Origin of the sequence: Methylobacterium sp. Leaf89 (assembly GCF_001422215.1) — a bacterium.
In the GTDB taxonomy this organism is placed as follows: Bacteria; Pseudomonadota; Alphaproteobacteria; order Rhizobiales; family Beijerinckiaceae; genus Methylobacterium.
This window is the reverse complement of sequence record NZ_LMML01000027.1, coordinates 114821-133656: the sequence shown is the minus strand read 5'-3', so window position 1 is coordinate 133656 and position 18836 is coordinate 114821. Positions and strand designations below refer to the sequence as shown.

20 protein-coding genes and 1 pseudogene are annotated in these 18836 nt (G+C 69.3%); 10 read left to right on the top strand and 11 right to left on the bottom strand.

Features of this window, described 5'->3' with window-relative positions; genetic code table 11:
- The 5 genes and pseudogenes from ASF18_RS24130 to ASF18_RS23680 form a co-directional block, all read right to left on the bottom strand.
- A pseudogene (locus tag ASF18_RS24130) lies at positions 1-354 on the bottom strand (transporter); the annotation flags it as partial.
- Positions 355-1216: 862 nt separating this feature from the next.
- Positions 1217-2881, bottom strand: a complete 1665-nt coding sequence (locus ASF18_RS10790) for an OFA family MFS transporter (RefSeq protein ID WP_056351454.1) — start codon at positions 2879-2881, stop codon at positions 1217-1219.
- A 258-nt stretch (positions 2882-3139) separates the two neighbouring features.
- Positions 3140-4159, bottom strand: coding sequence for an arsenic resistance protein (locus ASF18_RS10785; RefSeq protein ID WP_200917565.1), 1020 nt, complete (start codon positions 4157-4159; stop codon positions 3140-3142).
- The gene (locus tag ASF18_RS10780) at positions 4159-4794 is read right to left on the bottom strand and encodes a DUF938 domain-containing protein (protein WP_056351451.1); all 636 of its coding nucleotides are present in this window, start codon (positions 4792-4794) and stop codon (positions 4159-4161) included. Before ASF18_RS10780 ends, ASF18_RS10785 begins: the two co-directional genes overlap by 1 nt.
- Positions 4795-4827: 33 nt before the next feature.
- Complete coding sequence (locus ASF18_RS23680; RefSeq protein ID WP_156649775.1) at positions 4828-4989, bottom strand: hypothetical protein; 162 nt, start codon at positions 4987-4989, stop codon at positions 4828-4830.
- A 21-nt stretch (positions 4990-5010) separates the two neighbouring features.
- Between ASF18_RS23680 and ASF18_RS10775 the strand changes: the two genes are divergently transcribed.
- Both ASF18_RS10775 and fghA read left to right on the top strand, forming a co-directional pair.
- A complete protein-coding gene (locus ASF18_RS10775) occupies positions 5011-6147 on the top strand; it encodes an S-(hydroxymethyl)glutathione dehydrogenase/class III alcohol dehydrogenase (RefSeq protein ID WP_056213821.1) in 1137 nt (378 codons plus the stop codon).
- A gap of 245 nt (positions 6148-6392) precedes the next feature.
- On the top strand, positions 6393-7226 hold the full coding sequence (fghA, locus tag ASF18_RS10770; RefSeq protein ID WP_056213824.1) for an S-formylglutathione hydrolase: 834 nt from the start codon (positions 6393-6395) through the stop codon (positions 7224-7226).
- Between the two features lie 6 nt (positions 7227-7232).
- On the opposite strand, the gene uraD is transcribed toward fghA, so the two are convergent.
- Genes uraD through ASF18_RS10750 form a run of 4 tightly spaced genes read right to left on the bottom strand, consistent with a single transcriptional unit; the run spans position 7233 to position 10039 of the window.
- Positions 7233-7763 (bottom strand): 2-oxo-4-hydroxy-4-carboxy-5-ureidoimidazoline decarboxylase, encoded by a 531-nt coding sequence (uraD, locus tag ASF18_RS10765; RefSeq protein ID WP_056351627.1) that lies wholly within the window; start codon positions 7761-7763, stop codon positions 7233-7235.
- A 5-nt stretch (positions 7764-7768) separates the two neighbouring features.
- Positions 7769-8122, bottom strand: coding sequence for a hydroxyisourate hydrolase (gene uraH, locus ASF18_RS10760; RefSeq protein WP_056351448.1), 354 nt, complete (start codon positions 8120-8122; stop codon positions 7769-7771).
- A gap of 50 nt (positions 8123-8172) precedes the next feature.
- Positions 8173-8664 (bottom strand): hydroxyisourate hydrolase, encoded by a 492-nt coding sequence (gene uraH, locus ASF18_RS10755; RefSeq protein ID WP_056351446.1) that lies wholly within the window; start codon positions 8662-8664, stop codon positions 8173-8175.
- A 34-nt stretch (positions 8665-8698) separates the two neighbouring features.
- Positions 8699-10039: an MFS transporter gene (locus ASF18_RS10750; protein WP_056351439.1), complete on the bottom strand. Its 1341-nt coding sequence runs from the start codon at positions 10037-10039 to the stop codon at positions 8699-8701.
- 256 nt (positions 10040-10295) lie between these two features.
- Here ASF18_RS10750 and ASF18_RS10745 point away from each other — a divergent pair, with 256 nt between their 5' ends.
- Positions 10296-11225: an AEC family transporter gene (locus ASF18_RS10745; protein WP_056351436.1), complete on the top strand. Its 930-nt coding sequence runs from the start codon at positions 10296-10298 to the stop codon at positions 11223-11225.
- Between the two features lie 5 nt (positions 11226-11230).
- On the opposite strand, the gene ASF18_RS10740 is transcribed toward ASF18_RS10745, so the two are convergent.
- Positions 11231-12487, bottom strand: coding sequence for a D-amino acid dehydrogenase (locus ASF18_RS10740; RefSeq protein ID WP_056351433.1), 1257 nt, complete (start codon positions 12485-12487; stop codon positions 11231-11233).
- A gap of 208 nt (positions 12488-12695) precedes the next feature.
- On the opposite strand from ASF18_RS10740, the gene ASF18_RS10735 reads away from it, so the two are divergent.
- The 5 genes from ASF18_RS10735 to ASF18_RS10715 all read left to right on the top strand — a co-directional run bounded on the left by ASF18_RS10735 (position 12696) and on the right by ASF18_RS10715 (position 16181).
- On the top strand, positions 12696-13136 hold the full coding sequence (locus ASF18_RS10735) for an Lrp/AsnC family transcriptional regulator (protein WP_056351430.1): 441 nt from the start codon (positions 12696-12698) through the stop codon (positions 13134-13136).
- A 101-nt stretch (positions 13137-13237) separates the two neighbouring features.
- Complete coding sequence (locus tag ASF18_RS10730; protein WP_056213851.1) at positions 13238-13894, top strand: DUF47 domain-containing protein; 657 nt, start codon at positions 13238-13240, stop codon at positions 13892-13894.
- A gap of 8 nt (positions 13895-13902) precedes the next feature.
- Positions 13903-14913 carry an inorganic phosphate transporter gene (locus tag ASF18_RS10725; RefSeq protein WP_056213855.1) on the top strand — a complete coding sequence of 337 codons (1011 nt, stop codon included), beginning with the start codon at positions 13903-13905 and terminating at the stop codon, positions 14911-14913.
- A 48-nt stretch (positions 14914-14961) separates the two neighbouring features.
- Positions 14962-15645 (top strand): MgtC/SapB family protein, encoded by a 684-nt coding sequence (locus ASF18_RS10720; RefSeq protein WP_056351427.1) that lies wholly within the window; start codon positions 14962-14964, stop codon positions 15643-15645.
- 275 nt (positions 15646-15920) lie between these two features.
- Positions 15921-16181 (top strand): hypothetical protein, encoded by a 261-nt coding sequence (locus tag ASF18_RS10715; protein WP_056213862.1) that lies wholly within the window; start codon positions 15921-15923, stop codon positions 16179-16181.
- A gap of 12 nt (positions 16182-16193) precedes the next feature.
- Here ASF18_RS10715 and ASF18_RS10710 read toward each other — a convergent pair whose 3' ends face one another.
- Positions 16194-16652 carry a hypothetical protein gene (locus ASF18_RS10710; protein WP_056351423.1) on the bottom strand — a complete coding sequence of 153 codons (459 nt, stop codon included), beginning with the start codon at positions 16650-16652 and terminating at the stop codon, positions 16194-16196.
- A 637-nt stretch (positions 16653-17289) separates the two neighbouring features.
- Here ASF18_RS10710 and paoA point away from each other — a divergent pair.
- Complete coding sequence (paoA, locus tag ASF18_RS10700) at positions 17290-17889, top strand: aldehyde dehydrogenase iron-sulfur subunit PaoA (RefSeq protein ID WP_056351416.1); 600 nt, start codon at positions 17290-17292, stop codon at positions 17887-17889.
- Entirely contained in the window at positions 17886-18836 is a 951-nt protein-coding gene (locus tag ASF18_RS10695) for a xanthine dehydrogenase family protein subunit M (protein ID WP_056351412.1), read from the top strand. Before paoA ends, ASF18_RS10695 begins: the two co-directional genes overlap by 4 nt.

Below are 18836 nucleotides of genomic sequence, written 5' to 3'. Positions count from 1 at the left end.
CTGGTAGGGCGTGCCGCGGGGGCTCGAGGCGACGACGGGCTGGATCGCGATGAGGTTCAGGCGCGCGCCGAACAGGGTCCAGGGCGTCGCCCAGACGAAGGCCGGCAGGTTGACGTTCGATTCCGAGTCCAGCGGGCGCGTGTCGCGCACCCCGAAGCTCGACGTGTTGACGAAGTAGAGACCCACCGGGAGCTGGGCGCCGGCCGCGGCACCGATGGTTTGGCCCGGCTGGGCCGCGGACCCCGCCATCGCGGGGGCGCCGGCGAGGGCCAGCAGGGCGACGGCAGCCGACAGGCGGCGCGCCAGCGATTGGAGGGCGCGCAGGGTCGTCCGAACGGCGGGTGCCGCGCCCATTGTCCCGGTCGGCGGACCGTCGCACCTGCGGACGGCTCCGGAGTTTTCGTAGGTCTCGTTTCCGGTGCGAAATCTGAATGGCGTTCGGATCACGGCTGTCTCCCGATGCTGGTCGCGATGCGGGACGGCACCCGAGAACGGTGCAGCGACAACGCGGCGCGCCCTATCTAGACAACCGAAAGGTGTGTTTTCTACGCCGCAAAAGCCTGTGCTTGTATTATCCCGGTGGGTGTGGCTTCAAAACACAGCTTAGAGCCATCCTATGCTGGAAAAGCGGAAATCTGAAAAGGTTACAGGACAAGATTCAATGAGTTAGATTGTCGAATCGGAAATGTATTCGAGAATAAAAGTCATGAGTATTTCCGTATTTCGTCAGAAACGGTGATGGGCAGTGATTTGTCCCAAAACAGAAGGAAAGTTTGCACGAAAATAGTCATTGTCGAGGTCGGAGAACAGTACGACCGGAATTATGGTGCTATTCCTTCGGGCGGCGATCCGGATCAATGCCGTCGCCAGCGCCGCCGGCCTCGTGGAGGGCTTTGCTCCGAGCGCCTCGGCACTGATCTAGGTCTGCGCATCGTCGCCTCGCTCCCGACGACGAGACCGAGCAGGCTCCGATGGACGCGGCCTCGTCCGCTGCAGGCCCGATCCGCCGAGGTGTCGTCCGGACCAGTCTGCCGCTGGCCGACGAGTCCGCCGCGTCGGAGCCGGCGGAGGGCATCGAGCGGGCGGACGACGCCGACTTCCCCGCCGGCCGGGCTGCGCCCTCGGACAAGGGTCTCACGTCGGGGGGCGGCGGATCACCCGACCGGTTGCCGGGTCGGGACCTTCGGCGTTTCGTCGGGGGTGGCCGGTGCGGCCCTTACCCGAACAGGATCATCGCCTTCGAGACCGTGCTCCAGATCCCCCAGGCGATCGGGACGCCGACGGCGACCCAGGCGAGGATCGCGAGGGGCGTGACGCCGCCCCGGCCGATGCCGCGAGCGCTCGTCCGCCCCGCTGCCGTGGCATTCCCGCCCTTCGCGCTGGCGGCGAGCGCGGCGTCGCTCATGAACCAGCGCGCCGCCAGTGGCCGGACCAGGAGGTTGGCGACGAAGCCGGCTGCCAGGAAGGCCGCCAGGATGTACATCGTCCGGGTGTAGAGCGCCGCCCCCTGGATGCCGGCATCGACCTGCGCCTGCCGGATCGCCGTCACCACGAAGGGACCGACCACGCCGGCCGTCGACCAGGCGGTGAGGAGCCGCCCGTGGATGGCACCGACGAACTGCGTGCCGAAGATGTCGGCGAGGTAGGCGGGGATTGTGGCGAAGCCGCCGCCGTACATCGACAGGATCACGCAGAAGAACGTCACGAACAGCGCTTTCGAGCCGATCGACGCCGCCCAGGGTGCGCCCGCGTAGAGCAGGCATCCGAGGGCGAAGAAGGTGGCGTAGGTCACCTTGCGGCCGATCTTGTCGGACATCGAGGCCCAGAAGAAGCGTCCGAGGATGTTGAACAGGGACAGGAGGCCGACGAAGCCGGCCGCGACCGCCGCGATCTGGGCCTTCTGGCCGGCATCGAGCTGGCCGAAGCCGACACCCGGCTGGCCGATCAGCGCGCCGCCGAAGATCTCCTGCAGCATCGGCGACGCCAGGGCGAGCACGCCGATGCCAGCCGAAACGTTGAGGCAGAGCACCGCCCAGAGCAGCCAGAACTGCGGGGTCTTGTGGGCCCGGTCCAGGTGGACGTGACCCGAGGTGATCATCGCGCTCTTGGCCGCCGGCGCGGTCCAGCCTTCCGGCTGCCAGCCGGCCGGGGGCACGCGGTAGCCGAAGGCGCCGCAGAGCATCGCCGCGCCGTAGAGCCCGCCCATCACCGCCAGCGTCTGCCAGACGCCAGCGGAATCCGGGGTCTTGAAGGTGTTGATGAGCAGGGTGGCCAGCGGCGAGCCGATCATGGCGCCGCCGCCGAAGCCCATGATGGCCATGCCGGTGGCCATGCCCCGGCGGTCGGGGAACCACTTCACCAGGGTCGAGACCGGCGAGATGTAGCCGAGGCCGAGGCCGATCCCGCCGACGAGGCCCATGCCGAGCCAGATCAGCCAGAGCTGATGCACGTAGACGCCGAGGGCGCCGATCAGGAACCCGCCGCCCCAGCACAGGGCCGCCGCGAGGCCGGCCTTGCGGGGCCCCGCCCGCTCCAGCCAGCCGCCGAACACCGCCGCCGACAGCCCGAGCATCACGATGCCGATGGAGAAGACGATGACGAGGTCGCTGACGCGCCAGTCGCAAGTGGTGGTGACCAGGGCGGTGGCGATGCTCATGTCCGGGCAGGCGGCCGGCGCGGGCTGGCCGACGCTCAGCGCCCTCGACAGGGGGAGCCAGAACACCGACAGACCGTAGGACATGCCGATGCAGAGATGGATGGCCAGGGCCGCCGGCGGGACCAGCCATCGGTTAAAGCCGGGCTTGGCGACGATCGCTTCGCGGGACAGCCACCCGGGCGTGCGTGCGTCCGACAAGGACGCGTCTGAAACGCGAACGTCCATTCCAGGCATTGCTCCCGAAGATACACCGCGATGCAGCGGTTTCTTTGGATTAAAGCATGTCGGGAAACGTGGTGCGACGGTGTTCGCGGCAGGCGCCGAACGATTTGCTTGCCCTGTCAGGTGTTCGATCCCGATTTCGACGGCCGATCGCAGATCCGGTTTCGATCGCTCCTGGCCGTGACCCTGGGTGAGTCCCGTCCGCGATCCCAGGGCCGTCGCCGCGCGCTGCCCGTTCCGGACAATGAGGCGAAGGGGTTTTTAGGGCGCGGACGCGGATCGGATCGACGGGCGCCCGAGTCGCGGGATCCAGCGCACGTAGATCAGCTCGCTCATGAGTTCGATCAGCGTCTGCGTGACGATGACGGCCGGCAGCAGGGGCACCCCGCCCGGAACCGCGAAGGCCAGGGGCAGGACGACGAGCGAGTTCCGGGTCGCGGCGCTGAAGGCCAGGGTCCGCCCGGTGGGCGCGTCGAGCCGGAAAACGCGCCCGGCTCCCCAGCCGATGAGCGGAGCCAATGTGGCGAAGGCCAGGTAGACCGGGACCGTCCGTGCGGCCGCGTCCCGGCTCGCGCCGAGCTGCGGCAGGACCGCCGCGACCACGACGAAGAGGACGAGGGCCGTCGCGGGGACCGGCAGCACACTAAGCCCGGCCGCGGCCCATCGCCCGAGGCGGCTCCGTCCGCTCCAGACCTGGACGGCACCGGCCGCGGCCAAGGGCAGCGCGATGAGCCAGACGAAGGCGTGGAGGAAGGGGCCGACCTGCACGAACCGTCCCGCGTCCGCGCCGAGAAAGAACGTCAGGTAGATCGGCAACAGCGCCATCTGGGCGAGGAGAAGGGCCGGGGTCGAGGACAGCAGGACCCGGGCATCGGCGCCCCCGAGATGGGCGAAGGTCACCACGTAGTCGATGCACGGCGTGAGCAGCACCATCAGCACGCCGAGACGCAGCATCGGGTCGGCGGGAAGGAAGAGGGTGAGCCCGGCGACCAACAGGGGGATCGCGAGGAAATTGACGACCATCAACGCCGCCAGGAAGCGGCCGCGGGTGAAGGCGTGAGCCAGCGCCCGCAGGGGCACCTGCAGGAAGGTGACGAACAGCATCAGTGCGAGGGCCGGGTTGATCCCTCCTTCCAACGCCGCCGTTCCCGGCACGGTCAGGGACGTGACGGCCCCTGCGGCGACGGCCGCAAGGGAGAGTTCGATCTGGCGGCCTTCGAGGGCGTCGCGCAGGGTTTCGATGCGGTCTCGCGGGTGCGGGGCCTGGGACTCAGCGGGCATCAGGCCGAGGCCGCCGACGCAGGGCGACGGAAGACCAGCGCCAGGTTGTTCGCCGGCAGGCCGATGCGGGCTTCGTGCCGCAGGCCGCGCCGCGCGGCCGTGTCCGCGACGGCCTCGAGATCGCGGACGCCCCAGCGCGGATCCCGCGCACGCAGGTCCTGGTCGAAGGCGGCGTTGCTCTCGGCGGTGTGGCGGCCGCCCTCGCGAAAGGCGCCGTAGAGGAACAGGACGCCGCCCGGGGCAAGCGTGCGGGCGGCTCCGTCCATCAGCCCTTCCGTGGCCGACCACGGCGCGATGTGGACCATGTTGATGCACAGGATGGCGTCGGCGCGCGCGATCGGCCAAGCGGCCGCGGCGGCGTCGAGATCGAGGGGAGGCCGCAGGTTGGCGAGACCTGCGGCCTCCGCATGCGCCGCGATGCTGCGGCGATAGGCCGGCTCGGGGTCGCTGGGCTGCCACGAGAGCGCCGGCAGGGCGGCGGCGAAATGGACCGCGTGCTCGCCCGATCCACTGGCGATCTCGAGGATCGTGCCGGTCTCGGGCAGGACGTCCCGCAGGACGGCGAGGATCGCCGCACGATTGCGCGCCGCCGCCGGCGCGATGAGCGCCTCACGCCCCCTATCCCAGTCCTTCATCGTCCCTCCGTTCCGGCCGCGTCGCGGCGACCGTCATTCCAAATTCGCAACCCTGGCGCAAACGACGGAGCACGCCTGTTGCATCTCGACGCCGGAGGCATCAAACACCATCCAGATTTTCGGGCCGTTCGCCTTGCCACCTTTCGGGTGCCGCGAGACGAAGCGCCGGCATCCATCGCCGCCGTCCGTGATCATCACAGCTCTAAGGACACTGCTATGAAGACGCGCGCCGCGGTCGCGTGGGAGGCCAAGAAGCCTCTCACGATCGAGACCATCGACATCGAAGGACCCAAGGCCGGCGAGGTTCTCGTCGAGCTGATGGCCACCGGCATCTGCCACACCGACGCCTACACCCTGTCGGGCCTCGATTCCGAGGGCAAGTTCCCGGCGATCCTCGGCCACGAGGGCGCGGGCATCGTCCGCGAGGTCGGCGCCGGCGTCACCGCGCTGAAGCCCGGCGACCACGTCATCCCGCTCTACACCCCGGAATGCCGCAACTGTAAGTCCTGCCTGTCGCAGCGCACCAACCTGTGCACCGCGATCCGCTCCACGCAGGGCCAGGGCGTGATGCCCGACGGCACCAGCCGCTTCTCGTGCGTCTCCACCGGCGGCAGCCCGGGCGGGTCCAACACCCTGTTCCACTACATGGGCTGCTCGACCTTCTCGAACTTCACGGTCCTGCCGGCGATCGCGCTGGCGAAGATCCGCGAAGACGCCCCCTTCGACAAGATCTGCTACATCGGCTGCGGCGTCACCACCGGCATCGGCGCGGTGATCTACACCGCCAAGGTCTGGCCCGGCGCCAACGTCGTGGTGTTCGGCCTCGGCGGCATCGGCCTCAACGTGCTGCAGGCCGCCCGGATGGTGGGGGCCGACAAGATCATCGGCGTCGACATCAATCCGGACAAGCAGGAGATGGCCCGCAAGTTCGGGATGACCCACTTCATCAACCCGAAGGAGGTCGGCAACGATCACGTGGTCCAGGCGATCCTCGACGTGACCGGCGGCGGCGCGGATTTCTCCTTCGACTGCACCGGCAACGTCAACGTGATGCGCCAGGCCCTCGAGTGCTGCCACCGCGGCTGGGGCGAGTCGATCGTCATCGGCGTGGCCGAGGCCGGCAAGGAGATCGCGACCCGTCCGTTCCAGCTCGTCACCGGCCGCGTCTGGAAGGGCTCGGCCTTCGGCGGCGCCCGCGGCCGCACCGACGTGCCCAAGATCGTCGACTGGTACATGGAGGGCAAGATCAACATCGACGACCTGATCACCCACACCATGCCGCTCGAGGACATCAACCACGGCTTCGACCTCATGCACGAGGGCAAGTCGATCCGGTCGGTGGTGGTTTACTGATCCGATCGGGACAGACCGTGTCCGGTCCCTCCCCCCTTCGCGGGGGAGGGTGCCTGCGGAGCAGGCGGGAGAGGGGGCGACCTCTCCGGGACCGGTGCTCCCCTCACCCGACCCGCTGACGCGGGCCGCCCTCTCCCGCAGAGGGCAGAGGGAGGGGCGCGGATCGACCATTCTTTCAGGGGCCCGACATCGCACCCTTTCCCAGCCTCGGAACGGGATTCTGAGCCCTAAGCAGGAGAGTACACATGGAAACCCTCTCGAAGGCCCGCGCCCACGGCGGCACGCAGGGCGTCTACAAGCACGATGCCCGGACCACGGGCTGCCCGATGACCTTCGCGGTGTTCGTGCCGCCGCAGGCCGAGGCCGGCCCGGTGCCGGTGCTGTGGTACCTCTCGGGCCTGACCTGCACGCACGCCAACGTCATGGACAAGGGCGAGTACCGCAAGGCGGCGGCCGAGCACGGCGTCATCATCGTGGCGCCCGACACCAGCCCGCGCGGCCCCGGCATTCCCGACGAAGAGGGCAACTGGCAGTTCGGCTCCGGCGCCGGCTTCTACCTCGACGCCACCCAGGCGCCCTACGCCGCGAACTACCGGATGTGGAGCTACGTGACTGAGGAACTGCCCGCCCTCATCGCTCAGGAGTTCCCGGCCGACATGTCCCGCCAGGGCATCTTCGGCCATTCCATGGGCGGCCACGGTGCACTGACCATCGCCCTCACCTATCCCGACCGCTTCAAGTCCTGCTCGGCCTTCGCGCCGATCGCCCAACCCTCCACGGCCGGCTGGTCGAAGCCTGCCTTCGAGAAGTATCTCGGCACCGACACCGCTGCGTGGCGCGCCCACGACGCCACGGCGCTGATCGAAGACGGCAAGCGCTTCCCGGAGTTCCTGGTCGACCAGGGCACCGCCGACAGCTTCCTCGACGACGGCCTGCGTCCCTGGCTCCTGGAAGAGGCCTGCAAGACGGCCGGCATTCCCCTGACCCTCAACATGCGCGAGGGGTACGACCACTCGTACTACTTCATCTCCACCTTCATGGCCGACCACATCGCCTGGGCCGCCGCCCGCCTGAAGTGAACTGCCTCACCCGGATGCGGCGACGAGGCGGTCGAGCCGCATCCGGGTGATCAGCGCGATCTCGTCGAGGGCGGCCTGCTCCTCCTCTCCGGGAGTGCGCCGCAGGCGCTCCGCGAAGATCGCCAGGATCTCGGCCTGCGCCCGGCCGCGGACCGCGATGATGAAGGGAAAGCCGAAGCGGCGGCGATAGGCGGCGTTCAGGCGGTCGAAGGCCTCCGCGTCGGCGGCGGGCATGTGGTCGAGCCCGGCGCTGCCCTGCTCGCTCGCCGAATCCGCCGTCATGCTGCGGGCCCGCGCCTCGGGCCCGGCGAGCTCCGGATGGCCGTTCAGGAAGGCGATGCGGGTCTCGGTCGGCGCGGCGCGCACGGCCCGCATCATGGCCGCGTGCAGGTCGTCGAGGCTGGCGAAGGGCCCGTGCGCGTGGGCGCGCTCCGCGACCCAGGCCGCATGCTCGAACACCCCTCCGAACCGGACGACGAAGCCGGCCCCATCGAGCCGGTTGATGGCGGCGAGATCGGGCTTTCCGGAATCGACCATCGCCGTCAGCTGCCCCGGTAGGTGGCGCAGGTGCCCGGCGCGCACAGCATCGGCACGTGATAGTGCTGCCCGGCATCGAAGACCGCGAAGCGCACCACCGGATTGTCGACGAAGATGTCGGCCTCGGTCACGCCGGGCTTGGTCTTCAGGTAGGCGTCGATGTGAAATTCCAGCTGGTACTGACCGACCTTGGCCTCGGCGGCTGGCAGGATCGGTGCGTCGGTGCGCCCGTCGGCATTGGTGACGACGCTCTTCACGAGGCGCCACGCGTCGCCCTCCCTCACGGAGAAGTCGATGCGCACCCCCGGCGCCGGGCGGCCGCGATCCGCGTCGAGGACGTGTGTGGTGATGCCGGCCATGTCGATCGGGCTCCGGAAGGAAATCTCGCTGAAGGCGTGTCGCGGGCGCGTCAGCTGCCGCGATAGTAGGAGTAGCCCCAGGGGGTGAACAGCACCGGCAGGTGGTAGCGCTGCCCCGCATCGCGGATCACGAAGCGCACCGGAACGAGGCTCAGGAAATTCGGCTGCGGCAGCGCTACGCCGGCCTTGGCGAAATACGCCTCGAAATGCATCAGCAACTCGTACTGGCCGACCTTCAGGGCCTCGTCGACCAGGAGCGGTTCTGCCGGACGGCCATTGGCGGCGGTGGTCACGGTCTTGAGCGTCCGATAGGCGTCGCCCTCCCTGATCGCCAGGTCGCAGACCATGCCGGCGCCGGGCGTGCCGTGGAAGTTGTCGATGGCGTGCAGGGTCAGGCGCGGGCCGAGGCCGGCCTGGGAGTTCGGCGCCGTCGCCCGGGCCCTCGGCGGGGCGGGCGCGGCCTGCGCCAGAGCGCCGGTGGCGGCGACGGCGCCGAGACCGGCGCCGACGAGGCTTCGGCGCGTGAGGGCCGGTCGATCCATGGCTTGTCCTTCTCGACGGGTGCGGGGTTCGGGTTCAGGCGGGTTCGTGGGCGGCGCGTGCCGCGGCCCGCCGGACCAGGGCTCCGGGTTCCGGCGGGACGAAGGCGAGGATGAGGAGGAGCGTCGCGACCTCGAAGCCCGCGACGATCCAGAGGCCGGTGGCGGCAGAGCCGGTCTGTTCGCGCAGGGCGCCCATTACCGCCGGCGCGCCGAACCCGGCGAGGTTCGCCACCGCGTTGATCAGCGCGATGCCGGCCGCCGCGGCCGAACCGGCGAGGAACCGGCCTGGGATCTGCCAGAAGACCGGAATGGCGCTCATGGTGCCGACGATCGCCACCGTGAGGGCGAGGATCGACAGCGCCGGGCTGATCGGGACGAGCCACCCGAGGAGGGCGATCGCCACGGCGCCGATCAGCGCCGGGAGGCCGCAATGGAGGCGCGCCTCGCCGGAGCGGTCGGAGTGGCGGCCATTGAGGATCATCCCGGCTGCGCCGCAGAGATAGGCGCCGGACATGATCCAGCCGATGGTGAGCGGGTCGGTGTAGCCCGCCTCGCGGACCACGCTCGGCCCGAAGAAGGTCAGGGCCGAGTTGGCGGTGATGATGCAGAAGAAGATCGCGATGCATTGCCAGACCCGGACATCCCGCAACGAGGCCAGGATGCGATGCTCCCGCGGGCCGAGGGCCGCTGCGTCGCGGGCGAGGTCGGCCGCGACCAGGGCGCGCTGCTCCGGGGTCAGCCAGCCGGCCTTCTCCGGCCGGTCGGTCAAATAGAACAGCGTGACGAGGCCGGCCAGGATCGACGGGATGCCCTCGAGGAGGAAGACCCACTGCCAGCCGGACCAGCCGTTTACGCCGTCGAGGCCGGTCATGATCGTGCCGGCCAGCGGTCCGCCGATCACCCCCGCGATGGCGGAGGCCGACATGAACAGCCCGAAGACCTTGGCGCGCCGCTCGGTGGGGTACCAGTAGGTCAGAAACAGGATCACGCCCGGATAGAAGCCCGCTTCGAACACCCCCAGGAGGAAACGCAGGATGTAGAACAGGCCGGGGGTGGTGACGAACATCATCGCCACGCAGCAGAGACCCCACAGCAGAGTGATGCGCGCGATGGTCTTGCGGGCGCCGATATGCTCGAGGAGGAGGTTGCTCGGAACCTCGCAGAGGAAGTAGCCGATGAAGAAGATCCCGGCGCCGATGCCGTAGACGGTCTCGCTGAACTTCAGGTCGGCGAGCATCTGCAGTTTGGCAAAGCCGATGTTCACCCGGTCGATCCAGGAGAGGACCCAGAGGAACATCAGGAACGGCAGCAGCCGCCAGGTGATCCGGCGATAGGTCTCGTCGAGTCCGGCCGGCGAGGGCTGTTCGAGCGCCATCAGACAATCCGCAGTCCCGGCGATTCGAGCCGGGACGATGCATCAAAATGATGCAAATCGAGGGCCATGGCGACGGGTGTGGCAGGCCCGTTCCCGGCGATGCCTGGGGATGGCCATGCCCCGCGCCCCCAGGAACGCACCCGCCCCGGTACTCTTCCGCAACCCACTTCACGTACAGCTGGCCGTCGTCTCACCCCGAGTTGCGATCCATGCGCTTATCGATCACCGCCGGTTCCAGCGTCCTCCGGCCCGCCGCGTGAGCGCGACGGTCATCCTCGCCCTGGTGCCGATCGCGCTGCTGATCGGCCTCGGCGTGCTGCTGCGCCGCAACGGCCTCGTGGCCGAGTCGTTCTGGGCCCAGGCCGAGCGCCTCGGCTACTACGTGCTGCTGCCGGCGCTGTTCATCCACGGACTGGCCACCGCGCGCCTGGACGGCGTGCCCGTCCTCGCCCTGGCGGGCGTCCTCGTGGCCTCGACCCTCGCGGTGGCGCTCATGCTGCTCGCGATCCGGCCGCGGCTCGACCTCGACGGAGCGGCCTTCACCTCGGTGTTTCAGGGCGGAGTGCGCTTCAACAATTACGTCGGGGTCTCGGCGGCGGCGGGGTTGTTCGGCCTGCGGGGAATCGCCCTCGCGGCGGTCGCCAACGCGGCCATCGTGCCCACGGTGAACATCCTGTGCGTCCTGGTCTTCGCGCGCTTCGGCTCGGGCGGGCGGCTGGCGCCGCGGGCGATCCTCCGCCAGCTCCTTCTCAATCCCCTGGTGGTCGCCTGCGGCATCGGGATCGCCCTGCAGGCGACGGGCTTCGGGCTGCCGCCGGGACTGGAGCCCACCCTGAAGGCCCTGGGGCAGGCCTCCCTCCCGCTCGGTCTCCTCTGCGTCGGCGCCGCCCTCGATCCCCGTACCGTCCGGACCTGGCTGCGTCCGGTCGTCATCGCGTCGGTCGCCAAGTTCGTGCTGATGCCGACAGTGACGATCCTGGCCTGCCTCGCCGCCGGCCTGCACGGGCCGGCCGCCGCCACCGCCCTGCTGTTCCAGTCGCTGCCGACGGCGTCCTCGTCCTACATCATGGCCCGGCAGCTCGGGGGCGACGCGCCGCTGATGGCCGGCATCCTCGCCCTGCAGACGGTGCTCGCCGGGCTCGCCATCCCCCTGGTGATGCTCATCCTGGAGGGGTTCACCGCCTGACGGCGTCAGGCGGCGTAGCGGGCGAGCGCCAGGTCGGCATGGTCGATGTCGGGCGCGCGGCCGGACATCAGGTCGGCCAGCATCCGCCCGGAGCCGCAGGCCATCGTCCAGCCCAGAGTGCCGTGGCCGGTGTTGGTGTAGAGGTTGCCATACCGCGTGGCACCGACGATCGGCGTGCCGTCTGGCGTCATCGGGCGCAGGCCGGTCCAGAACGTGGCGGCCGCGAGGTCGCCCCCGTTGGGGAACAGGTCCCGGACGCAGCGCTCCAGGGTCGCCCGGCGCGGGGCCCGGAGGACATCGCTGAAGCCCGCGAGCTCGGCCGTGCCGCCCACGCGGATCCGGTCCCCGAGGCGCGTGAGCGCGACCTTGAAGGTCTCGTCCATGACGGTGGAGACCGGCGCCTGGGCGGGGTCGGTGACCGGCAGGGTGAGCGAGTATCCCTTGACGGGATAGATCGGCAGCCGAAGCCCGAGGGGACGGAGGAGGCCCGGGGTGAAGGAGCCCATGGCGGCGACGTAGGTATCGGCCCGCAGGGTCTCGGAGCCGCAGACCACGCCCGTCACCGCGTCGCCCGCGGTCTCGAGGCCGTCGATGCGCGTCCCGTAGCGGAAACGGACGCCCATCCGCGCGCACAGCTCCGCCAGGCGCTGCGTGAACAGGTGGGCATCGCCCGTCTCGTCGCCGCTCAGGTGAAGGCCCCCGACGATCGTGTCGCGGACGCCAGCCAGCGCCGGCTCGGCCGCGATGCATCCGGCCGGGTCCAGCACCGTGTAGGCGACCCCATAGGTATCGAGGACGCGGGTGTCGTCGCCGACATGGTCGAGCTGCTTTCGCGTGCGGAAGAGCTGGAGGGTGCCGCGGGTCCGGTGGTCGTAGGTGATGCCGGTCTCGGTGCGCAGGTCGCGCAGGACGTCCCGGCTGTATTCGGCGAGACGAACCATGCGGCCCTTGTTGCGGATATACGCGTCCTCGGTGCAGTTCGCGAGCATGCGCGCGAGCCATCCATAGAAGCGCGGCTCGACGGTCGGCCACAGCACCAGGGGCCGGTGGCGCATCATCAGCCACTTCATCGCCTTGATGGGAATGCCCGGGGCCGCCCAGGGGGCCGAGTAGCCCGGCGAGACCTGGCCCGCATTGGCGAAGCTCGTCTCCAGGCCGGCGGCGGGCTGGCGGTCGATCACCGTGACGGCATGACCGGCCTTGGCGAGGTAATAGGCCGTGCTGACGCCGACCACGCCGCTTCCGAGAACCAGGACCCGCATCGCACGTCTCCCCTGAGGCCCGGAATCCCAAGCACAGGCGGGGCCATGCCGCTCCCGGCCCCGAGCGCTCCGGTCTCGTCGGACTAGAGACACTTGATCCTGCGAGCGGTGCAGCGAAGATGGTGCAGGTTCCGCCTCGCAAAGGGTGCCCGACGCACGATCCTGCGATACGATGCACGATCGTTGCACATGTCAGCTGAGGACAGTGATGCCGCCCGACGAGATCGATCGTGCGATCATCCGGGTCCTCCGCGAGGATGCGCGGATCCCGAACGCCGCCCTGGCGCAGCGCGTCGGCCTCTCGGCCTCCGCCTGCCTGCGGCGCTTGCGGATGCTGGAGCGCAACGGCACGATCCGCGGCTACACCGTGCTTCTCGACGGGCCCGGCTCCGCCGGCCTGGTGGTGATGACCCGGATCGCCCTGGAGCGGCAGACCGAGGATTGCCTCAACCGGTTCGAGGCGGCCGTGCGGCGCTGCCCCGACATTCAGGATTGCTACCTGATGACGGGTGATTCCGATTATCTCCTGAAGATCCGCGTCGCCGACATGGCGGAATACGAGCGGCTGCACCGGTCGGTGCTCTCGAAGCTGCCCGGAGTCGCCCGTATCCAGTCGAGCTTCACCATCCGCAGCGTCATCGGCCGATGATTGCCTGGGCGGCGCACCAGGGCAAAGCTCGCGAAGGCCCTGGTCTCCTGCGCGCAAAAACCCTAGTTGGCTAATCAAGCGGGGTGGGGCCGGAGTCGGGGATGCTGGGTTGGTTCAAGGCGTTGATGCCGCGCGAGGATCGGTTCTTCGACCTCTTCGAGCGGCACTCGCGCACCCTGGTGGCCGGCGCCGAAGCGCTGCAGGGCGTGCTTCAGGGCGGGGACGCCGTTCCGCGCTACTGCCAGCAGGTGGTGGAGCGCGAGCATGAGGCGGACGCGATCACCGCCGAAGTCCTCCTCGCCGTGCGCCGGAGCTTCATCACGCCCTTCGACCGAGGCGACATCAAGGACCTGATCCAGTCGATGGACGACGCCATCGACCAGATGAACAAGACGGTGAAGACGATCGCCCTCTACGAGGTTCGCCGCTTCGAACCGCTGATGCAGGAGATGGGCGGCACCGTGATCGAGGCGGCGCGGCTCACCGCCGAGACGATCCCCCTCCTCACGGCCGTCGGAACCCATGCCGGGCGCATCAACACCCTGACCGAGCAGATCACCCGGGTCGAGGGACGCTCGGACGAGCTGCAGGAGCGCGGCCTCAAGGCGCTCTACGAGGCCCACCGCAAGGATGGCGGCGACGGCGACACGATGGCCTATCTCATCGGCGCGGAGATCTACGGCCACCTCGAGGACGTGGTCGACCGCTTCGAGGACGTCGCCAACGAGATCAGCGGCATCGTGATCGAGAACGTGTAGGCGACCCGATGACCGAGGCCACCGCGCTCGCCCTGCCCGCCCTCGCCGGCCTGATCGCCGTTGCGCTGTTTTTCGACTTCCTCAACGGCCTGCACGATGCGGCCAACTCCATCGCCACCATCGTGTCGACGCGGGTGCTGCGGCCCCAATACGCGGTGCTCTGGGCGGCGTTCTTCAACTTCATCGCCTTTCTGTTCTTCGGCCTGCACGTGGCCCAGACCCTCGGGACCGGGATCGTCGATGCGGGGATCATCGATCCCCGGGTGATCTTCAGCGCGCTGATGGGCGCCATCACCTGGAACATCGTCACCTGGGTCTTCGGCATCCCGTCGAGCAGCTCGCACGCCCTCGTGGGCGGCCTCATCGGAGCGGGCGTCGCCAAGGCCGGGTTCAGCGCGGTGGTCTGGAGCGGGCTGACGAAGACTGCCGCCGCCATCGTCCTCTCGCCGCTCCTGGGCTTTCTGCTCGCGCTCCTCCTGGTGCTGATGGTCTCCTGGCTCTGCGTGCGGGCGACGCCGTTCGCGGTCGACCGGCGCTTCCGCGCCCTGCAGTTCGTCTCGGCCTCGCTCTATTCCCTGGGCCACGGCGGCAACGACGCGCAGAAGACCATGGGGATCATCGCGGTGCTGCTCTACTCGCAGGGCCACCTGGGCGCCTCCTTTCACGTTCCCCTCTGGGTGGTGATCTCCTGCCAGTCCGCCATGGCGCTGGGCACGCTGCTCGGCGGCTGGCGCATCGTGCACACGATGGGCTCCAGGATCACGCGTCTGAACCCGATGCAGGGGTTCTGCGCCGAGACGGGCGGCGCGATCACCCTGTTCGCCGCGACCTGGCTCGGCGTACCGGTCTCGACCACCCACACCATCACGGGCGCGATCATCGGCGTCGGGGCTGCACGGCGGACCTCGGCGGTTCGCTGGGGCGTCGCCGGCAACATCGTGGTCGCCTGGGTGCTGACCCTGCCGGCCGCCGCCCTGATCGCCGCGGCCTGCTACGCCGTGACGGCTTTCATCGGCTGAGGTCCGCTCCGGTCGGCGCGCGACATCGGACTGGGAGGAGACCCGGGAATGCTAGGCAACGTCGAGATCGTCTGGCGCCTGCTCCTGGCCGCGGTCCTGAGCGGGCTGATCGGCATCGAGCGCGAGCGCCTGCTCTGGGCCGCGGGCCTGCGAACGCACATGCTGGTCGGCGTCGGCGCCTGCCTGATCATGATCGTCTCGGCCTTCGGCTTTGCCGATGTGCTGGGGACCCGGAACGTCGCCCTCGATCCCTCCCGCATGGCCGCCCAGGTCGTCTCCGGCATCGGGTTTCTCGGGGCGGGAACGATTCTCCTGCGGGGCGAGGTGGTGAAGGGGCTCACCACCGCGGCGAGCCTCTGGGCCGTCGCGGCCGTCGGCCTCGCGGTCGGCGGCGGCCTCTATGTGGCGGGCATCGCCACCACGGCGATCCTGCTGGGGATCCTCGCCGGGATGAAACCCTTGCAGGAGCGCTACCACGACCGGATGCACATCCGGCCCCTCCGCGTAATGGCCAAGCCCGGCTGCATCAGCCTGGAGGTGGTGCAGGCCGTGTCCGGTGTGCGCCCCTCCCGTGTCCGGCAATTCGTGACTCGGCGCGGGTCCGCGCCTGAATTCGACGAGACGCTGATCACCTTCGTGCGGCTGTCGCGCCGCTCCGTGGAAGACATCGCACAGAAACTTCGGAGGCATCCCGGGGTGATCACGGTCGATGATCTTCCCGAATCTGGCTGAGCATGCATGATGAACGGCGAAATTCGCGGCACGACCGCGCTGGGATGTCGGGGTGGGACAGGATTGCGCGCCGAAGCTCGTAAAACGCGTTCTTCGCGATCGGATCCCGTGCCGCCAGGCGGGCGTTCGGGAACACGCACGCGCGTCGCCCTCTCCCCGGTCCGGGACGTCGTCGGGACCATGAAACGACGGAGGGAGGACGAGATCGCGATCTTCGCAAGCGAGAGGGCCTGCGCCGTTCCGGCCGTCGGTCTCCAACGGATGCCGGTCCGTCCTTGAGCCGTCGTCGTCCGTCCTCCGAGGCTGCTCCCGCCGACAAGGGCAAGCGGGCCAAGAGCCAGGTCTTTCTCGTCGCGGTGAAGCAGCGCCGAGAGGCGTTGCGCGTCTACGCGGTGCTGACATCCGCCCAGGACGAGGCTCTGGCCATCGTGGCGGCCGCGAGCGCGGAGGGCGCGGCGGTGGAGGCGGCGGGGCGCCTCTCGAAGAAACTGGCGCGGCCCCTCAAGCTGAAGCCCGAGGTCCCGCACCCCATCTGACCGAAGGCGTCCCTAGCGGGGCCGGCAGATCGTGCGATCCGTGTAGAGCACCACGTCGCCCTGTTTCGGATTGTTCACGGTGAACGGCGCGAGGCTGTCCCGGGGAAGAAACCCGCGTCCGAGTTCGCGGTCGAAGAAGTCGTGGCCGATCTCCATGTAGCAGCGATCGAGGACGGCGGTGTATCGCAGCGACGCCTGCACCGCGGCACCTCCGGTCCCGTCATTGCCGCGGCTCCCGTACGCATCGCAGTACCCGGACAGCTCGAGGCTGCCGGGGCCCGAGAGCCGGATCGCGCGCGCGGTGCCGGGTCTCACCAGGAAGGACGGGCCGCCCTCCTGCGCGCCCACCAGCGTCAAGGGCGAGCGATTATAGACGTGCCGGATGCAGTCGGCGCCGGCAGCACCCGCGCTCGCGACCAGCGCCAGGACGGGCAGAGCCACCCGGCCGAACCAGCGAAATCCCTTTTGCATCGCGCACCTTTTGCCAAGACGACCGGCTTCGACGACCGGATTCGAGGACTGACGACCGGATCGGAAGATCTGTTGAAACAGCTAGGGCATCGGGACGCCCGCGGCGAGGCCGTCGCGCGCCATCGGCACCGGCGACCGCGTGCGGATGCCGGCGAGGGTTTCCAGGGTGTTCAAGCGGCCGATGCGATCCTCGAGTTTTTCGGTGCCGCTGACCGGGACGATGGGAGCGCGGACCTGTGCGGTGACTTGCGCGGTGCGCGTGGGCTTCTCCTTCGTACCGGGTGGAGCGTTGGTCCTGGGTTCGACGGTGCGGCCTTCGACCAGGGTGTCGGGCGATGCGACCCCGTGAGGTGCTCGGCCGCACACGAAGGCGCGAGGTTTCGCAGTCTGGAGAAATTCCAGGGACCGACGCGCCGAGTTCTGCGTTCTCGCTGGACACACTTCGCAGAAGGTAGGCGCACGTCTGGACGGAGCCCGCGCGGTTCCGTGTCACGCCCGGGACCAAGATCGCCCGATCGGGCGGTCTCCCGGCCCGCGACGTTACCGGGCGCCCGTCCGCTGGCAGCCTCCTCCCGCCACAGGTTCAGAGAACGCCATGCCAAGTTTCGGAGAGAACGAATTGAGTCGACGTGACGTCATGGCCGGCGCGACGGCCTGTGCGGCCCTGGCCGCGGTCCCCGCGCGGGCCGAGGGTCGGCCCGAACCCGCCGGTCCGGATCAGCCGGTGCTGGCGAAGGTGTCGCTGACGGTGAACGGCCAGCGCCGCGAACTCGAAATCGACACCCGCACCAGCCTGCTCGACGCCGCGCGCGAGCACCTGCACCTGACCGGCTCGAAGAAGGGCTGTGACCACGGCCAGTGCGGCGCCTGTACGATGATCGTCGACGGCCGGCGCATCAATTCCTGCCTGACCCTGGCGGTGATGCACCAGGGGTCGGAGATCACCACCATCGAGGGGCTCGGCCAGCCCGACGCCCTGCACCCGATGCAGGCCGCCTTCATCAAGCATGACGGCTACCAGTGCGGCTACTGCACGCCGGGCCAGATCTGCTCCGGCGTCGCGGTGCTCGCCGAGATCAAGGCCGGCATCCCCAGCCACGTCACGGCGGATCTGAATGCGCCAATGCAGGTCACGGACGCCGAGATCCGCGAGCGCATGAGCGGCAATATCTGCCGCTGCGGCGCCTATTCCAACATCGTCGAGGCGATGACCGAGGTCGCCGGGAGGCCCGCATGAAGTCTTTCACCTACGAGCGCCCGAATTCGCCCGCGGAAGCCGCCGCCGCCGTGTCCCGCAATCCGAACGCCAAGTTCATTGCCGGTGGCACGAACCTCCTCGATCTAATGAAGCTGCAGATCGAGACCCCGACCCACCTCGTGGACGTCAACGGCCTCGGGCTCGACAAGATCGAGGCGACGCCGGAGGGCGGTCTGCGCGTCGGAGCTCTCGTGCGCAACACCGACCTCGCGGCCGATGCCCGCGTGCGCAAGGATTACGCCGTGCTCTCGCGGGCCCTGCTCGCCGGTGCCTCCGGACAGCTGCGCAACAAGGCGACCACCGCCGGCAATCTCCTGCAGCGCACCCGCTGTCCGTACTTCTACGATACCGCGCAGGCCTGCAATAAGCGTCAGCCGGGCTCCGGCTGCTCGGCCCTCGACGGCGTCTCGCGCCAGCTTGCCGTGATCGGTGCGAGCGAGGCCTGCATTGCCACGCATCCGGGCGACATGGCGGTCGCCATGCGGGTGCTTGACGCCACGGTCGAGACCGTCGACGCCAAGGGGACCAAGCGGAAGATCCCGATGGCCGAATTCCACCGCCTGCCGGGTGACCGGCCGGAGGTCGACACCACGCTCGCGCCCGGCGAGCTCATCACGGCGGTGACGCTGCCGAAGCCGCTGGGTGGCGCGCACATCTACCGCAAGGTCCGGGATCGCGCGTCCTACGCCTACGCCCTGGTCTCGGTGGCGGCGGTGGTTCAGCCGGACGGCAGCGGCCGGGCGGCCTTCGGCGGCGTGGCGCACAAGCCCTGGCGGGTGGAAGCGGCGGAGGGCGAGATGGCCCGGGGCGCCAAGGCGGTGACCGCGCAGGCCTTCGCCGGCGCCAAGCCGACCCACGACAATGCCTACAAGCTGACGCTGGCCGAGCGCACGCTCAGCGCGGCGCTGAACGAAGCGAGGGCCTGA

Bases quoted from the DNA above. Each gene is read 5' to 3' on its own strand.
- ASF18_RS10790 (WP_056351454.1), bottom strand. From the start codon at position 2,881: ATGGACGTTCGCGTTTCAGACGCGTCCTTGTCGGACGCACGCACGCCC.
- ASF18_RS10785 (WP_200917565.1), bottom strand. From the start codon at position 4,159: ATGCCCGCTGAGTCCCAGGCCCCGCACCCGCGAGACCGCATCGAAACC.
- ASF18_RS10780 (WP_056351451.1), bottom strand. From the start codon at position 4,794: ATGAAGGACTGGGATAGGGGGCGTGAGGCGCTCATCGCGCCGGCGGCG.
- ASF18_RS23680 (WP_156649775.1), bottom strand. From the start codon at position 4,989: ATGATCACGGACGGCGGCGATGGATGCCGGCGCTTCGTCTCGCGGCAC.
- ASF18_RS10775 (WP_056213821.1), top strand. From the start codon at position 5,011: ATGAAGACGCGCGCCGCGGTCGCGTGGGAGGCCAAGAAGCCTCTCACG.
- fghA (WP_056213824.1), top strand. From the start codon at position 6,393: ATGGAAACCCTCTCGAAGGCCCGCGCCCACGGCGGCACGCAGGGCGTC.
- uraD (WP_056351627.1), bottom strand. From the start codon at position 7,763: ATGGTCGATTCCGGAAAGCCCGATCTCGCCGCCATCAACCGGCTCGAT.
- uraH (WP_056351448.1), bottom strand. From the start codon at position 8,122: ATGGCCGGCATCACCACACACGTCCTCGACGCGGATCGCGGCCGCCCG.
- uraH (WP_056351446.1), bottom strand. From the start codon at position 8,664: ATGGATCGACCGGCCCTCACGCGCCGAAGCCTCGTCGGCGCCGGTCTC.
- ASF18_RS10750 (WP_056351439.1), bottom strand. From the start codon at position 10,039: ATGGCGCTCGAACAGCCCTCGCCGGCCGGACTCGACGAGACCTATCGC.
- ASF18_RS10740 (WP_056351433.1), bottom strand. From the start codon at position 12,487: ATGCGGGTCCTGGTTCTCGGAAGCGGCGTGGTCGGCGTCAGCACGGCC.
- ASF18_RS10735 (WP_056351430.1), top strand. From the start codon at position 12,696: ATGCCGCCCGACGAGATCGATCGTGCGATCATCCGGGTCCTCCGCGAG.
- ASF18_RS10730 (WP_056213851.1), top strand. From the start codon at position 13,238: ATGCTGGGTTGGTTCAAGGCGTTGATGCCGCGCGAGGATCGGTTCTTC.
- ASF18_RS10725 (WP_056213855.1), top strand. From the start codon at position 13,903: ATGACCGAGGCCACCGCGCTCGCCCTGCCCGCCCTCGCCGGCCTGATC.
- ASF18_RS10720 (WP_056351427.1), top strand. From the start codon at position 14,962: ATGCTAGGCAACGTCGAGATCGTCTGGCGCCTGCTCCTGGCCGCGGTC.
- ASF18_RS10710 (WP_056351423.1), bottom strand. From the start codon at position 16,652: ATGCAAAAGGGATTTCGCTGGTTCGGCCGGGTGGCTCTGCCCGTCCTG.
- paoA (WP_056351416.1), top strand. From the start codon at position 17,290: ATGGCCGGCGCGACGGCCTGTGCGGCCCTGGCCGCGGTCCCCGCGCGG.
- ASF18_RS10695 (WP_056351412.1), top strand. From the start codon at position 17,886: ATGAAGTCTTTCACCTACGAGCGCCCGAATTCGCCCGCGGAAGCCGCC.